Origin of the sequence: Microtetraspora fusca (assembly GCF_001570365.1) — a bacterium.
Taxonomy (GTDB): domain Bacteria; phylum Actinomycetota; class Actinomycetes; order Streptosporangiales; family Streptosporangiaceae; genus Microtetraspora; species Microtetraspora fusca.
On sequence record NZ_BBYK01000047.1, the window covers coordinates 52,295 to 67,801 of the forward strand.

The 15,507-nt window shown below is 71.3% G+C and carries 14 protein-coding genes and 1 pseudogene; 6 read left to right on the plus strand and 9 right to left on the minus strand.

Going from position 1 to position 15,507, the window contains the following annotated elements; all coding sequences use genetic code 11:
• Positions 1 to 3: 3 nt before the first annotated feature.
• From AWQ68_RS16835 to AWQ68_RS45000, 3 genes are all read right to left on the minus strand, one after another.
• A complete protein-coding gene (locus tag AWQ68_RS16835; protein WP_084464087.1) occupies positions 4 to 1,260 on the minus strand; it encodes an MFS transporter in 1,257 nt (418 codons plus the stop codon).
• Between the two features lie 68 nt (positions 1,261 to 1,328).
• On the minus strand, positions 1,329 to 1,802 hold the full coding sequence (locus AWQ68_RS16840) for an RrF2 family transcriptional regulator (protein ID WP_218006902.1): 474 nt from the start codon (positions 1,800 to 1,802) through the stop codon (positions 1,329 to 1,331).
• 132 nt (positions 1,803 to 1,934) lie between these two features.
• Entirely contained in the window at positions 1,935 to 2,330 is a 396-nt protein-coding gene (locus AWQ68_RS45000) for a hypothetical protein (RefSeq protein ID WP_245655956.1), read from the minus strand.
• 114 nt (positions 2,331 to 2,444) lie between these two features.
• Between AWQ68_RS45000 and AWQ68_RS45005 the strand changes: the two genes are divergently transcribed.
• The 3 genes from AWQ68_RS45005 (at position 2,445) to AWQ68_RS16855 (ending at position 4,836) form a co-directional block, all read left to right on the plus strand.
• Positions 2,445 to 3,398 (plus strand): cytochrome P450, encoded by a 954-nt coding sequence (locus AWQ68_RS45005; RefSeq protein ID WP_245655957.1) that lies wholly within the window; start codon positions 2,445 to 2,447, stop codon positions 3,396 to 3,398.
• A gap of 5 nt (positions 3,399 to 3,403) precedes the next feature.
• Entirely contained in the window at positions 3,404 to 4,042 is a 639-nt protein-coding gene (locus AWQ68_RS16850; RefSeq protein WP_066941707.1) for a class I SAM-dependent methyltransferase, read from the plus strand.
• Positions 4,043 to 4,419: 377 nt separating this feature from the next.
• Positions 4,420 to 4,836, plus strand: a complete 417-nt coding sequence (locus AWQ68_RS16855; protein WP_157545369.1) for a phage holin family protein — start codon at positions 4,420 to 4,422, stop codon at positions 4,834 to 4,836.
• Positions 4,837 to 4,871: 35 nt separating this feature from the next.
• On the opposite strand, the gene AWQ68_RS16860 is transcribed toward AWQ68_RS16855, so the two are convergent.
• From AWQ68_RS16860 to AWQ68_RS16870, 3 genes and pseudogenes are all read right to left on the minus strand, one after another.
• The gene (locus AWQ68_RS16860) at positions 4,872 to 6,365 is read right to left on the minus strand and encodes an MFS transporter (RefSeq protein WP_084464089.1); all 1,494 of its coding nucleotides are present in this window, start codon (positions 6,363 to 6,365) and stop codon (positions 4,872 to 4,874) included.
• A 175-nt stretch (positions 6,366 to 6,540) separates the two neighbouring features.
• Positions 6,541 to 6,840 (minus strand): annotated as a pseudogene (locus AWQ68_RS16865) (TlpA family protein disulfide reductase); the annotation flags it as partial.
• 12 nt (positions 6,841 to 6,852) lie between these two features.
• Positions 6,853 to 7,917 (minus strand): beta-propeller fold lactonase family protein, encoded by a 1,065-nt coding sequence (locus AWQ68_RS16870; protein ID WP_169808934.1) that lies wholly within the window; start codon positions 7,915 to 7,917, stop codon positions 6,853 to 6,855.
• A 172-nt stretch (positions 7,918 to 8,089) separates the two neighbouring features.
• On the opposite strand from AWQ68_RS16870, the gene AWQ68_RS16875 reads away from it, so the two are divergent.
• A complete protein-coding gene (locus AWQ68_RS16875) occupies positions 8,090 to 8,392 on the plus strand; it encodes a hypothetical protein (protein ID WP_157545373.1) in 303 nt (100 codons plus the stop codon).
• Positions 8,393 to 8,433: 41 nt separating this feature from the next.
• On the opposite strand, the gene AWQ68_RS16880 is transcribed toward AWQ68_RS16875, so the two are convergent.
• The gene (locus AWQ68_RS16880) at positions 8,434 to 10,371 is read right to left on the minus strand and encodes a serine hydrolase domain-containing protein (protein ID WP_066941421.1); all 1,938 of its coding nucleotides are present in this window, start codon (positions 10,369 to 10,371) and stop codon (positions 8,434 to 8,436) included.
• A gap of 95 nt (positions 10,372 to 10,466) precedes the next feature.
• Here AWQ68_RS16880 and AWQ68_RS16885 point away from each other — a divergent pair, with 95 nt between their 5' ends.
• A complete protein-coding gene (locus AWQ68_RS16885) occupies positions 10,467 to 12,119 on the plus strand; it encodes a sensor histidine kinase (protein WP_157545375.1) in 1,653 nt (550 codons plus the stop codon).
• Here AWQ68_RS16885 and AWQ68_RS16890 read toward each other — a convergent pair.
• A complete protein-coding gene (locus tag AWQ68_RS16890) occupies positions 12,060 to 12,668 on the minus strand; it encodes a response regulator transcription factor (protein WP_066941425.1) in 609 nt (202 codons plus the stop codon). The two genes, AWQ68_RS16885 and AWQ68_RS16890, sit on opposite strands and share 60 nt — an antisense overlap.
• A 134-nt stretch (positions 12,669 to 12,802) precedes the next feature.
• Positions 12,803 to 14,440 (minus strand): AMP-binding protein, encoded by a 1,638-nt coding sequence (locus AWQ68_RS16895; protein WP_066941427.1) that lies wholly within the window; start codon positions 14,438 to 14,440, stop codon positions 12,803 to 12,805.
• Between the two features lie 87 nt (positions 14,441 to 14,527).
• On the opposite strand from AWQ68_RS16895, the gene AWQ68_RS16900 reads away from it, so the two are divergent.
• Positions 14,528 to 15,400: a LuxR C-terminal-related transcriptional regulator gene (locus tag AWQ68_RS16900; RefSeq protein ID WP_066941428.1), complete on the plus strand. Its 873-nt coding sequence runs from the start codon at positions 14,528 to 14,530 to the stop codon at positions 15,398 to 15,400.
• The last annotated feature ends 107 nt before the right edge of the window (positions 15,401 to 15,507 follow it).

Sequence of the window (15,507 nt, forward strand, 5' to 3'; positions counted from 1 at the left end):
GGGTCAGGACGACGGGGAGCCCTTGCGCGCGGTGACGAGGAGGAAGATCAGAGCCACCGCGGCGAGCGCGGCGCCGCTCAGGTAGACGAGGGGCGTCCCGTGCGGCAGGGTGAGCCCGCCCAGCAGAGTGCCGGCACCGATGCCGGTGTAGATCGCCGAGGAGTTCAGCGAGACGACCAGCGGGGCTTCCTGCGGTGCCGCGGTGATGAGCCGGTGTTGCTGCGGTGGCGTCTGGCACCAGCTGCTCCCGCCCCAGACCAGCACGAGCAGGCCCGCCACTGCGGGAAGCGCGATCCCGGAGGCCGCCATCCAGGCCAGCAGCGCCAGCCCGGCGGCCATGGTGAGGTATCCGGTGCTCAGGACGCGGACCGAACCCCAGCGGTCGGTGGCGTACCCGGCGGCGAGGTTGCCGAGCACGGCGCCGGCTCCGTACAGGAACAGCATCCACACCGTGGAGGATTCGCCGATGTCCATCGCGCGCAGGGCGGGCACGATGTAGGCGTATGCGCTGTACGCGGCGGCCATGCCGAGCACCGTCAGGGGCAGCACCGTCAGGACGGCGGGCCGTCGCAGTACGGCCAGCCGGGTGCGCAGCGCGACTTGCGGGCCGCCCGGCAGCATCGGCATGGTCACGGCCACAGCGGCGGCCACGAGCAGACACATCGCGGCCACCGTGCCGAGAGCGCCGCGCCAGCCCAGCCACCTGCCGATGACGTCGCCGAGCGGGACGCCGAGGGCGGTCGCGACGGTCAGTCCGCCCACCACCACGGCCAGGGCGCGGGCCCGCGCTTCGGGACGGACCAGAGTCGCGGCGACCGCGCCCGCGTTGGGTGTGAAGGCGGCGGCCCCGGCGGCAGCGAGGATCCGGGTGCCGATGAGCACCGGGAACGACGGGGACAGCGCCGAGCCCAGGTTGGCCAGTCCGAGCAGGACGAGAGCGCCGACGAGCAGGGCCCGCCGTGGCATGCGCGCGGTCACGGTGGCCAGGATCGGGGACACGACGGCGTAGGCGGCCGCGAACACCGTGACCGACTGACCGGCCGTCGCCGGGGTCACGTTCAATGAGGCGGCCATGTCCGGCAGGAATCCCGCGACCACGAAGGCGTCGGTGCCGACCGCGAACGTGCCCACGGCCAGGACGGCCGTCGAGGGCAGGCCGCGTGCCCGGGGTTCGTCGTGGCCGGACGCGGGTCCCGCCGTCGGAGGGTTCGACCGCTCTCCTTCCGTCGCCCGGCGCGGCGTAATCGGGATATTCGACATCCCCAATCTCCTCCCGTTGAAGCCCGGCGGGGCGCCGGGGGATCGATCAGCCGCCGGTCGGCCGTGGTTCAGCTTCCGAGGCGTTCGTAGAACCGGCGGGCCCGGCGGGGCGCCCCGGCCGGCGCGTCGGCGATCAGGTCGGCGAGCGTCTGTGCGGCCAGTTCTCGGCGCCAGGCCAGCTCGGCGCGGCGCATGGCCGTGGCGATGCCGCATGGACGTGCGAACTCGCGGGCGGGGGCCTCGACTCCCGCGCCCTGCCGGCGGATCTCGGTGCACCGGAACGCCTCGTCCCGCCCCTCGACCGCCGCGACGACGTCCATCAGTGTGATCTTCTCGGGCGGCCGGGCCAGCCGGAAACCGCCCTGGACGCCCGGCGTCGAGGTGAGGATGCCCGCGCGGACCAGTGCCTGCAGGCGTTTCTTCAGATAGACCGGCGGCAGTTCGAACAGGGCCGCCAGCCTGCCCGTGGACACCGGCGCCTCATCGTCCAGCCATGCCAGGACCAGGCAGCAGTGCAGGCCCCACTCGACTCCTTCACCCATTCGCACAAAGGGGATATTACATATCCCGGTTCACCGGTGCGCGACGGGCACCCGAAGAGCACACGCTCGGGGGACGCCGACATGCCGGCAGTCAGGAGCGTCGCCATGAAGCACGACCGACGGAACAGGCCGTCAAAGTTCCGTTTGGTGGGAGGGAAGAGCGGCGGCCATGACCCCGCGCACGGCCTGACCGATGCGCTCAGCGGCCTGATCGGGATCGGGTCGGCCGGCGTCGAGCCATGCGATGACGGCTTCCAGGGTGAAGGTGGGGATCAGGTTGGCGGCCCAGTCCAGCCACGGGCCCGCGGGGATGCGGCGGGCGAGGTTGCGGCGGGCGACATCGCGGGAGGCGGCGGTGACGGAGTCGATCAGGTCGCGGAAGTCGGGCTCGCGGGCGGCGTAGCGGAACAGCAGCTTGAAGCCGTCGGGGTCGACCGCGGCGGCGCGCAGCAGGGCGGGGATGGCGTCGCCGTCGAAGTCGTCGGTGCCGACGGCCTCTGCCAGGCGGGTGCAGGCGCGGTCGAGCACGGCCCGGTACAGGTCGGCCTTGGATATGAGGAGGTACGCCGACTACTGGATGACGACCGTCTCGGCCGTGCCCACCGCGATCCCGAACGTGCCTCCCGTACCGGGGAGTCGGCGATGTTCGGCGGCCCGCTGGGCGGCTTCGACACCGAGCAGGCCGACCACCGCAGGATGCGCTCGCTGCTGCAGCCGCACTTCTCGCCGAAACGCATGCGCGCGCTACGCGAGCGCGTCGAGACGCTGACCGCGAACTTGCTGGACGAGCTGGCCGCCGCAGGGCCGCCCGCCGACCTGCACGCCGCGCTGGCGCTGCCGCTGCCGATCGCCGTCATCTGCGAGCTGCTCGGTGTCCCGTACGCCGACCGCGCGCAGTTCAGGGAATGGACGCAGGCCGCGGCGGACACCACCGACCGCACCCACTCCGAGCAGGGGTTGGCCGAGCTGTTCGGCTACGGGCAGCGGCTGGTGGCGCGCAAGCGGGCCGAAGGGGACCCGGACGCCGACGTGATCTCCCGGCTGGCCGCCACCGATGGAGTCAGTGACGACGAGGCCGCCGCGATGGGCATGTTCCTGCTCTTCGCCGGCCACGAGACCACGGTCACCGCGATCGGCATGGGCACGCTGTGGCTGCTGGCCACCCCCGGGCAGTGGCAGGCCCTGGTGGACGACCCGTCACGGATCGACGCAGCGGTCGAGGAGATCCTGCGCGCGCCCCGTCTGGGCGGCGGGGGCATCCCCCGCTACGCCCGTGCCGACCTGGAGATCGGCGGAGTCCACGTCCGGGCCGGCGACCTGGTGCTGCTGGACACCGGCGCCGCCAACCACGACCAGGCCGTCTTCGCCGACCCCGACCGCTTCGATCTCACCCGCCCGGCTGTGCCGCACCTGTCCTTCGGCCACGGAGCGCGCTACTGCATCGGCGCACCACTGGCCCGCATCGAGCTGAAAGCTGTCTTCTCCCAGCTGGCCGCCCGTTTCCCCACCCTGAAACTCGGCTGCGCGGTGGAGGAGCTGACCTTCAACCGGCACGTGCTCGCCGGCGGCCTGACCGCCCTGCCCGTCACCTGGTGACCGCGATGGCGAAGACGAACCCACGGCGGCCGGTCTTCGGCCGGATGTATCCGAAGGTGGCCCGCGCCATGGACGAGGGCGGCCTGGCCGAGCGCCGCCGCGAGCTGCTGGCGGGCCTGACCGGCGAGGTGATCGAGGTCGGAGCCGGGCACGGCGTCAACTTCGCGCACTACCCGGCCGAGGTGGCCCGCGTGCTGGCAGTGGAGCCGGAACCGCGGCTGCGGGAGCAGGCCCGGACAGCCGCGGCCGGTGCCGCGGTCGCCGTCGAGGTGGTGCCCGGCTTGGCCGACCGGCTTCCTCTGGCCGATCACAGCGTGGACGCGGTGGTGTTCTGCCTGGTGCTGTGCTCGCTGCCCGACGTCGGAACGGCGCTGGCCGAGGCAAGGCGGGTGCTCAAACCGGACGGACAGGTACGTTTCCTGGAGCGTGGACGCGCCGATACACGCGGCCTGGCCCGGGTGCAGGCACTGCTGGACGCCACCGTCTGGCCGCGCCTGGCCGGCGGCTGCCACACCGGGCGCGACACCCTGGCCGAGATCGAGCAGGCCGGTTTCACCGTGGGGGACGTCGAGCGTTTCCTGTTCCCGCGGGCGCGCACCCCGTTCTCCTTCTACGTCCTCGGCGCCGCCACGCCTCGCGTGTGATCTGCTCACTCCGGGCGGGACCGTGATGCGGGTCGGCCCTGTGCGGCGCGCTGCCGATCCGCCGCAACCTACGTACCAGCGAGAGCGGGCCTGCGGCACGCTCTCACCCTGTTGAGCCACCGGATAGCCGGCCGCCACCACCGCGCCCGAGATGAGCGGCCACCACTCGTCGCGCGTGCACCCCTTGGCGAACGGGCACGTGGTGGGGAGAGGAACTCGACTCGACGGGCTCGCCGCCGTGGCGGTTGCCCGTTCCGCTGATCCAGTGGCTGACGATCTCGCAGGCCACACGTCGTGTACTGCCCGATCAGGCAGTGACCTCGCCGGCGGTCAGCGTCGACGACGTCCGCCTGCTAGCGGGACAGGAGGAGACGAACATGGCAAACCACAACAAAACTCCCCAGGCCGAGGAAGACGCCGCGAGTCGGCTGGCGGCTGACGCGGCGGGGCTGGTGCGCGAGGAGATCACACGGCTACGCGCGGAATTGGCGACAGACATGCGGCGTGCCGGTGTCGGCGGCGGCCTGCTGGCGGCAGGCGGCGTCTTCGGCCTGCTGGCCCTGCACGCGGGCTCGGTCGCGCTGCTCCGGGCGCTCGAGTCGGTGATGCCTCCTCGACGCGCCGCTCTCGTGCTGGCCACCGGCTACCTGACCGCGGGCGCCGCGCTCACGCTGCTGGGGGTGGGACGACTGCGTGAGACAGGGGTCGTCACCAGGCGGGCGGTGTCGCAGGTGAAGCAGGAGGTGGCGGAGGCCGCCGAGGCCACACGCCGTCCCCCGGCCGAAGTCCGTTGAGCTCACGCATCTCCGTGACAGCGTGATCAACGGTCTCAACGGGTGCTCTCTTCGGAGGCGACGGCGGTCGCGACATCGCGCGGATACGTATGCCGCGCGCGCAGCAGGATGACGCCGTTGGCCACCAGTGGCGCCAGCATGATGAGGAAGGTGTATTCCAGGCCGGTCGCCCGGCTCGCGGGGCCGCTGAGCATGTCCACGACGAACCCGAACACCACCGGGGCGCCCGCTTCCGCGGTCATCCGCAGGAGTGTGCGGGCGCTCTCCGCTCGTCCCCAGAGCCGGAAGTGCATCACATCGAGGCGCGCGGCGTCCAACGGGGGGTTGGCCGCCGCCAGCCCGAACGCCGCGGCCGTGTACAGGGGGACCGCCATCACCAGCGACGTGGTCACCATCGCGGGGAGAAACAGCACCACCGAGATGATGTAGGCCGACGCGGGCACGAGGACGCGCGCGTTCGGATGCCTGTGTCGCATGAGCCGGTCCGCCAGGCGTCCTCCGCTCAGCACTCCCAGGAGGGCGCCGAGGCCGACGATCGGGATCAGCCCGCTCACCGCCACCCTGCTCAAGCCGTAATGCCCGCCGACGAACTGGACCGCGAACGTGCGCAGGCCGGCGAAGAAGAAGTAGCCGACCGCGGACGCGGTGATCATCACACGGTTGGTCGGAATCCGCAGCGTGTAGACGACCGCGCGCCACATCGACATCCCCGCGGGGTCCCGGCGCAGGACCAGCGCCGGTTCAGGGGCGATCTCCTGCTGCTTGACGACTTCCTGCGCGAGGTCGTCTTGTCGGCCCTCTTGCCCGGCGTCCTCTCCTGCGTCGTCGCTCTGTCTGTGCGGCTGTTGCGGTCCTTCTTCCGGTTCCATGCGACTCTGGCCGCCACGCGCCGGCTCGGCGAGCCCGCGCTTGACCGTCCAGAGCAGGACGAGCCCGATGAGGGCGAGGAACCAGAAGGAGTAACGCCACGACAACAGGTCGCCGAGGTCTCCGATCACGACCAACCCGAAACCGGCGCCGAGCATTTCGCCCGCGAGGATGAACCCGTAGATCCGGCCCCGCTCGGCGACCGGGAAGTAGTCACCGACAAGCGAGGCGATGGTCGGCCCACTGGTCGCGGTCACCGCTCCCAATGCCACCCTCGAAAGCAACAGCATCTCGAACGACCCCGACAGGCCGCCTACCGCCATGGCCGCGGCCCACATGCCGATGCTCACGAGCAGCAACCGGACCCGGTTCACCTTGTCGGTCAACAGGCCCACGGGCAGCGCCGCCAGCGCTCCGGCACCGGACGACACGGCGGCCAGGGCCCCCACCTCGGTTTCGCTGATGCCGAGATCCCTCTGAAGCCCTGGAGCCAGCGCTCCGACCGTTCCTTTGTCAGCGGCGTCGAGGGCGAGCACGCAGGCGAGGATGACGATCACCTGGGCGCGGGCCCGGCCGCCCACCAGGGTCGTCAACCGGCGCAGCAGCGCGTCCGCGGCCTTGCGGAAAGGGCCGCGGTCATCGCGTCCGACATGCCCAGACATCGGGCAAGGACTTCACTCCAAGTTCAACCAGCATGGTCCCCGGCTCTGTCCGGCGCAGGGCGGTTGTTTCACGTCCTATATCCAGGTTGCCGCACAGCGGCCCTCTCCCAACGCAGAGGGAGACTTCCGCCTCGGCGGACGAGATCGGAGTGACCGACTCGCGTCCGGCCGCTGATCACGACTGCCGCAGGAGAGCATCGACCGCCGTGTTCAGCTCGTCCGGCCTGGTCGCGCCCATTGTGCGCACTACCCCGTTCGCGTCGACGAACACATTGGTGGGCACTCCGTGGATTCCGAGCTGTGCCGCATATTCACCGGTCTCGTCGAGGAGCACGGTGCCGTCAAGGCCCCAGACGGCCGCGAAGTTGCGCGCTTCGGTGGCGGCGTCCACGCTCTCCCATACATTGATCATGATGACGTCCAGCCCCGACCGGGCTGTACGGCGGCGCAGTTCCTCAAGGACCGGCGCCTCCGCGTTGCAGGGGCCTCACCAGCTGGCGAAGAAGTTGATGACGTACTTCTTCTCCGCCCACTCCCGGGTGGTACGGATCCGCCCGGTCCGTAGATCCGGCAGCGCGAACTCGGGCAGCGAGCGGCCGACCATCGGATGGAGGGCCCGCGCCGATGGCCCGGGCAGCCACGGCCGGTCCACGATGGTCAGCGTGCCGCTGCCGGCGTTGGACACCAGCAGCCGACCCGTAACCGGGTCCAGCGCGCAGTCCCCGGGCCCGTTGCCGACCGCGATGCGATGTGATTCCGTCCCGCGAAGCGTGTCGAGCACGCTGACGGTGCCGGCCCCGCGGTTGCAGACGTACAGCCACCGGCCGTCCGGCGACACGCACATCCCCACCGGGGCCCGCTCCACCGCGAGTTCACCCAGGTTCTCGCCTGTGCGCAGGCTGATCCGCGCGATCGTGCCGTGCAGCGAGCCGGCCACGTACAACCGGTCGGAGACCGGGTCGACGACGACCTTGCACGGTCCCTCGGGCACCGCGATCCGGTCCAACGGCCGAAGCGTCGCCGCGTCGAAGACGGTGACCGAGGCGGACATGAAGTTGGCGCAGTAACCCCGGTCGCGGCTGATGTCCACCGCGATGCTGCCGGCGCCGAGTTCCGCGGGAACGATCCCGATCACGCGCATGTGATCGGCGTCGAGCGCCGTGACGGTGCCGGCGGCGGTATCTCCGGAGAAGACCCGGCGCAGCCCGGGATGGTGGCCCAGCCCTGCCGGATAAACGCCAACGGGTACCTGTGCGAGACGGGTCCCGCTGTCGGCGTCCACGACGGTGACCGTGTCCGTGCGGGCGTCGGCGGTGAACAGCCGCCGGGTCGGCAGGTCGAAGATGACGGGGATCGGCTCCCGACCGACCGGGGACCGCCATGCCGTCCGGCGTCGGTCGAGGTCCACCGCCACCACCGTGTTGCTGCGGGAACAGGCGACGAAGGCACGCCGCGCGGCCGCGTCGACCACGACCGCCTCCGGCCCTCGCCCGACGGATATATGGGCCAGGACCCGGTGCGCGAGGTCGACACCGCACACGCCTCCGGGCACGACCGGCTCCCCCGCTTCCACATCGTCTGCGTGCCCCTGACAATCCGCGGGAAACGGACCCGCCTTTCCGGACATATCGGTCGATTACGGTACGAATCGGCTGGGTAGCACGCTGCTATGGCATGCCGTGGCGCCGCGGTCGGGGCCGGGCCGAACAGAACAGGGAGTGTGGATGCGCACCCTATTGGTCCACGGCGAGTTCTACCGGGAACTGGTGCGGGCCCAGGCGGTGATGAACCGCAAGCACCTCGGCGTGGCAGGCGCGGCCAAGACCATGGGGATCATCGGCCGCAACCTGCTGCGCGGGCAGACCAACTTCGTCAGGGCGATCTGGAAGTTCCCCTCCGTCTACAACGCCGACCGGCAGCACGGAGATCATCTTCGTGAAGTCCGCTATGAGCTGCCGGTGCCCGACCAGCGTGCCGTCCAGCAGGCCGACCGCCGGGAACTGTACATCCACCAGCGGCCGCACTGAGCCCCGCCTGTGGCGAGTGTGGGACTTCGATCACCATCGGCTCAGAAGAGCAGGAGGTGGTAGTTGAAGGCGATCGTGAAATAGGCGGCCGCCGCCAGCGTGAGCAGGGTGTACGCGATCCGGGAGGGCAGGCTCCACCAGCGGGCGCGCCACGCGACGGCGACGGCCGGGACCATCGGGACGGCGAAGGCCAGGGCGAGGGTGGCCAGGACGGGGAGGGCGGCGAGAAGCGGAGAGTTCAGGGGCAGCGCCGCCATGAGGACGTTGGGGTCGGCCATGAGGAGCGCGAACCCGGCGAGGAAGACGGTGGCCAGGACGCCGCCGATCCAGGCCGTGAGGGTGGCGAGGCGGGCCGGGAGCGGTGAGCGAGCCCTGCGGACACGGCGGACGGCGGCGGCCAGGGGCAGGCCGAGGGCGGCGAGGAGCAGGGCGAGGGCGCCGACCGCGAAGAGCGGAACGTTCAGGGTGGGGGCGTCGTACCAGGGGACTTCCTCGTAGACCTCCGAGGGGAGGGCGGAGGAGACGAGGGTCCCGTCGCCGGGGAAGGAGATGCGGGCCTGGCCGTCGCGTTCCTGGAAGAGGCCCGGGGCGATCTGGATCCAGTGCTGGGTCGATCGGTCGGGGTCCGGGGAGAGGCCGGACGTGGTGAGGGTGCCGTCGGGGTTGGCCGTGACGGTCGGGACGAAGAACAGGGTCGAGGCCTTCATCAGGCTGCTGCGGCTGGTACGGGCGGAACGGTAGGAGCCGGCGTACCTGGAGACGTCCGTGGTGAGCGGCGTGGGCGCGGACGCGGTGGGCGCGGCGGGCGCGGGGAAGCGCCGGTCGATGATCTGGGTGAGGAGCTTCTGCGCGTCCCAGGCGGCGGCGCCGGATGTGCCGTCGCCGTTGAAGGCGACGTAGACGCCGAACCTCTGGTCCGGCATGAGGGCCATGGCGTTGTGATAGCCGGGGACGTCGCCGTCCTTGTAGAGGATCCGGCGGCCGTTTCGCGGCCGTTCCTCCAGGGTGTAGCCCATGCCGGGCATGCGCCGGTCAGCGGTGAAGTGCCGTTCCTGCATCTGCCGGGCGATGGGATCGCCCTTGAGCTGGTCGATCATGTACCGGGCCATGTCGGCGGGCGTGACGACGGGACCGGTGCCGGACGGCGTCCAGGGGCTGTACTGGCCCTTCTGCTCGGCGTAGCCGTCGCCGTCCGGGCGGTAGCCGTGGGCCAGCCGTGTCCCGATCGCGGCGGAGTGCGGGAGGGCGGCGCTCGAGCCGGTCATGCCGTGTGCGGCGAAGACGTGCTCGGCGACGTACTGCGCGAACGGTTCGCCTGACGCCACTTCGACGAGGTAGCCCGCGAGGGCGAGGGCGTAGTTGTCGTAGGCGATCAGGGTGCCGGGCGGCCGGACCCGGCGTGGCTGGGCAGCCTCGACGCTCTCGGCGAGGGAGGGCAGCGTCGCCGGATCCTCGCGGGCGAGGCCGACGATGTCGTCGTCGAAGCCCGCGGTGTAGGTGAGCATGTGCTCCAAGGTCACCGGACGGCCCGGGTAGGTATCCTCGATCTTGAAAGTCGTGAGGTAGCGGTTGACGTCGGTGTTCAGATCGAGCTTGCCCTCCCGGACCAGGCGCAGGACGGCCTCGGCGGTGAACACCTTGGCCAGCGAGCCGGTGAGGAACGGCGTGGCGGTGTCGACCGGCCGGCCCGATCCCACGTCCGCGAGCCCGTAGCCCTTGCTGAACACCGTCTTCCCGTTCTCGACGACGACGACGGCCGCACCCGGGATCTTGTCTTCGGCGAGGAGGGCGGGGACGGCCCGGTCGATCGTCGCGCCGAGCTCGTCGCCGTGCGCGGAGGCGCCGTGCGCGGAGGCACCGTGCGCGGCGGCGCCGTGCGCGGCGGCGGGGCGGGCCGCGGTCGCTCCGAGGTCGTCGGCGTGAGCAGGGGCGGCGTGAAGGGTGAGGACGGCGAGGGCCGCGATGACCGCTTTCTTCATGGCCGTCAGTGTGTTGCGCGGGCCTCGCCCCTCGACAGTGTCTGGCGCCATGGTCCGGCATGGAGAATGCACGATCAGGACATATGGTGCGTAACGTGCTGATCGTTCTGGTGGTTCTCCTGGGCGTCGCGGTGGATCCGCTCCATCCGGTGCCGAGCCCGCCGTTCGCCCTCGTTCTCGCACTCCAATTGGTGTACTGCCTGACGCCGTGGCGCAGCCGCTGGCCGTTGGCGGCCCAGGTCCTGCTCCTGCCGTGGGCGGGGCCGGCCGCGGCGGGCATGGTCGCGGCGTCGGCGCTGCTCGTCCTGCGCGGGGCGGCCCGCTGGTGCCTCTTCGGGGCGGTGGTCGCCGCGGCGGCCCTTCTCGCGCCCGCGACGCCGTTCGGCATCGCGCTCGCGGTGCTGAACGCCGCGTGCCAGGGGCTGGTCCTGTTCGGGGTGACCCGGCTCGGCGACACGCGCGCCGCCGTCCACGCGGCACGCGCGCAGTTCGCCGCCAGGGCGGTCTCCGCCGAGCGGTCACGGGCCGCCCACGAGCTGGAGGCCGCCCTCGGAACGATCCTGTCCACGATCATCGCTCTCGTCGGGCGCGGTGACACGGCGCGGATCGCCGAGGTCTCCCGGTCGGCGGCCTCGCGAGCCCGTGCCGTACCGAGCGCGGCGGGCGAACCCGTGCCCGAGCCGGATCTCACACCCCGGCTGGCGCTGCCGATCCTGGTCGCGGTGCACGCCGGGTACCTCGCGACCTCGCTGATCTACCTCCAGGGGCGTCCCGCGCTCTCACTGCTGGCCGCGGCGATCCTCGGGTTGCAGCTGCACCACGCGCTGCCGCGGCCGCCCGGCGCGCGGCCACGGCACGCCGTCTGGACGTCCGCCGCGATGGTCCTGCTCACTGCCGTCACGCTCCTGTATCCGGGGCAGCCCTATCCGCAGCTCGCCGGGTTCGCCGTGGCCGGTTTCCTGATCTTCGGGCGGCCCTGGTGGCCGCTGGCCGGAGTGATCGTCATGTCGCTGCCGGCCGTACTCGCCGTCCGCGGCTACTCCCCCGCCGAGAACCTGTACTGGACGTTCAACGCCGTCGCCATCGCGGCCATGTTCTACGGGCTGACCACGCAGACCGCGCTGGTATTCGAGGCGAGGGAGGCGCGGCGCGCACTGGCGGCGCTCGCCGCGGCCGACGAGCGCAGGCGCATCTCCCGCGACGTCCACGACCTCCTCGGCTACGGGCTCTCCGCCATCACGGTCAAGGCCGAGCTGGCCGGGCGGCTGGGGCCGGAGGGCTCCGGAGAGCAGCTCGCGGAGATCGCCGCGATCGCCCGCCGATCCCTGGCCGCGCTGCGCGCCATCCCCGCCGATCCCGACCCTCGGCTGTCGCTGGCCGCCGAGCTGGACTCGGCCCGCTCCGTCCTCGAGGCGGCGGGCGTCGAGGTCACCGTACGCCGGGAGTCGGGGCGGGACGACGCGCTGCTCGCGATCGTCCTGCGCGAGGCCGTCACCAACGTGCTGCGGCACAGCGACGCCACGTACTGCCTCATCGACATCACCCCGGCCGGACTGCGGGTCGTCAACGACGGCGCCCGCGCCGTCCGGGGAACCGGCAGCGGAACGGCCAACCTCACCGCACGCGTCGCCGCCGCGGGCGGCACGCTGACCGCCGGGAGCGACGGCGGCGAGTACCGGCTGACCGTCCTATATCCAGCCGTTCTCGGCGGCGATGCGGACGGCGTCGAGCCGATTGCGCGCGTCTAGCTTCGTGACGATCGCGCCGAGATAGTTCCGCACCGTCCCCTTGCTCAGGAACAGGCCGGCCGCGATCTCGGCCAGGTCGGCGCCCTCACCCGCCCGGCGCAGAACCTCGGCCTCGCGCGGGGTCAGCGGGTTCGGCCGCTCGGTGATGGCCGCGGCGGCCAGGCTCGGATCGATGACGGACTCGCCCGCGGCGACCCGCCGGATCGCCTCGGCCAGCCGGGCGGGCGGCGCGTCCTTCAGCATGAAGCCACGCGCCCCGGCCGCCAGCGCCCTGCGGAGCGTCTCCGTCCTCCCTGCCGAGGTCAGCATGAGGAGCGCACACTCCGGCGCCCGCGCCCGCAACTCCTCCGCCGCCGCGATCCCGTCCAGCCGTCCCGGCATCTGGATGTCCAGCACCACGACCTCAGGACGCAGTTCGAGCCCGCGCGCGACCGCCTCCTCCCCTGTGGCCACCTCTCCGACGACCCGCATGTCGTCCTCCAACTCGATCAGCGCGGCCAACGCCCCCCTGATGAGATGCATGTCCTCGGCCAGCAGCACGTTGATCACGTCCGCCCCCCCAGCAACTCCACTACGCACATGTCCGCCCCAATGATCCCGGTGCCGGAGTCGTGATCGGGTTGGACCTCTGACGGAGCGCTCCTTGGCGTGAGGCCCGCCGCATCACGGTTGGGGCGGAGCGATCACGCGTTGCGGACGCGGGCCGCGTCGTGCAGGTCGAGGATCTCGACGGCGCGCTCGCGCATCTCCACCTTGCGGATCTTTCCCGTGACCGTCATGGGGAACGCGTCCACGACATGGATGTAGCGCGGGATCTTGTAGTGGGTGAGCCGCCCCGCGCAGAACTCCTTGACATGTGCGCCGGTGAGCGGCTCGGTCCCCGGCCGCATGACGATCCAGGCCATGAGCTCCTCGCCGTACTTCTCGTCCGGCACACCGATCACCTGGACGTCGGCGATGTCGGGATGGGTGTAGAGAAACTCCTCGATCTCGCGCGGGTAGATGTTCTCGCCGCCGCGGATGACCATGTCCTTGATCCGGCCCACGATGTTGACGTAGCCCTCGGCGTCCATGACGGCCAGATCGCCGGTGTGCATCCAGCGGGCGGTGTCGATCGCCTCGGCCGTGGCGTCCGGCTGCTCCCAATATCCGAGCATGACCGAGTATCCCCGGGTGCACAGCTCCCCGGTCTCACCGCGCGGCAGCGTCAGGCCCGACGCGGGGTCGACCACCTTGACCTCGATGTGCGGCATGGCGCGGCCGACCGTCTCGGTACGGCGGGCCAGGCCGTCGTCGCGCCGCGTCATCGTCGACACCGGAGAGGTCTCCGTCATGCCGTAGCAGATCGCCACCTCGCTCATGTTCATCTCGGCGACGACGCGCTTCATCACCTCGACCGGGCAGGGCGAGCCGGCCATGATCCCCGTACGCAGGCCGGACAGGTCGAAGGCGGCGAAGTCCGGGTGACCGAGCTCGGCGATGAACATGGTGGGCACGCCGTACAGGGAGGTGCAGCGCTCCTGCTCGACGGCGCGCAGCGTGAGCTCGGGGTCGAAGCCGGGTGCGGGAAGCACGATGCACGAGCCGTGCGAGGTCACGGCCAGGTTGCCCATGACCATCCCGAAGCAGTGATACAGCGGGACCGGCAGGCAGACCCGGTCGGCCTCGGTGTAGCCGACCAGCTCGCCCACGAAGTAGCCGTTGTTCAGGATGTTGTGGTGCGACAGCGTGGCTCCCTTGGGGAAGCCCGTGGTGCCCGAGGTGTACTGGATGTTGATCGGGTCGTCGAAGGTCAGCGTCGCCGCCCGTTCCCGCAGGAGGGCGGGGTCACCGCGCCTGCCGCTCTCGACCAGGTCGTCCCATCCGTGCTCGCCGATGAACACGGCGTCCGCGAACCCGATCTCGGCGATCATCGCCCGGTAGTCGCTGCCCCGGTGCGCGACCGCGCTGACCAGCAGCCGCATGCCGGACTGTCGCACCACGTAGGCGAGCTCGTGGCTGCGGTACGACGGGTTGACGTTGACGAGGATCGCGCCGATCTTCGCGGTGGCGTACTGCAGGAGCACCCATTCGGCGCAGTTGGGAGCCCAGATGCCGACCCGGTCGCCCTTGGCGACGCCGCGGGCCATCAGTCCGAGCGCGACCTCGTTCACCGCGGCGTCGAACTCGGCGTACGTCCAGCGGCGCCCGGTCGCCACGTCCACCAGCGCCTCGCGATCACCGAAGCGCGCCACGGTGCGTTCGAGGTTCTCCCCGATCGTCTCCCCGAGCAGAGGGACGTCCGAGGTGCCGGAGGAGTACGAGAGAAGTAAGTCGCCCATGGACGCAGCATCGGCATGAATGCCGCGGTCCACTACCCCCGTTCGGGGGATGGCTCCGACCAGCAAATCTCATTACATTCCGGTGATATGGCCGTAACACCCGCGCCGGTCAGCAACCCGGAACACGAACGCGAGGCGCTGCACACCGCCCTGGCGCGGATGCGCCGGATGACGGGACTCCCCGTCGCGTTCGGCGGTGCGGTGTCAGCCGCGCGGCGGGACGTACGGCTCATGGAGTTCACCGGGACGCTGACCGGCGCCCTGCGTGGCCTGGTCATCGGCGCCGGCAACGGACTCGGCGGCCGGGTGCTCGTCACCGGACGCCCCGGCAGCGTCGACGACTACACCACCGACGTGCGGATCAGCCATGAGTACGACAAGCCCGTGATCGCCGAAGGGATGCGGGCGATCGCGGCCGTGCCGGTCACGATCGACGGCTCGGTGTTCGGGGTCCTGTACGGCGGGACCCGCGAGTCGCTGTCCCTCAGCACCCGCGTGCTGGACGCCATGACTCAGGTCGCCCTCCGCATGGGCATCGAGCTGACCGTACGGCGCGAGGTCGAGCGCCGAATGGTCGAACTGGAGACGGCCGCGATCATCCGCGCGGCGCGTGAGGCGCCGACCGCCCCGGAGTGGGAGGAAGTCCGCCAGGTGCACGCCCAGCTGCGGTCGATCGCACAGGAGATCGCCGATCCCGCGCTCCGTCTGCGCCTCCAGGACGCCTGCGACCGGCTGGCGCGCTCCAACGGCGGGCCCCTTCGTGAGAACCCGCTGTCGCCGCGGGAGCTGGACGTGCTGGCCCTGGTCGCGATGGGGTGCGGAAACGCCGAGACGGGGCGCCGCCTCGGCATACTCCCCGAGACGGTCAAGAGCTACCTGCGCACCATCATGCGCAAGCTCGGCACCCACAGCCGGATGGAGACCGTGATCGTCGCCCGGCGTTCGGGGTTCATGCCGTAGCCGCCGAGCCGGTCGGTCACCGGTTCGACGGCCGCTCCCCCGCGCCCTCGTACGAGCGGCCTGGCTGGATCCGCACGTCGGCGGTCTGCGGATCCCGAGCGATTCAC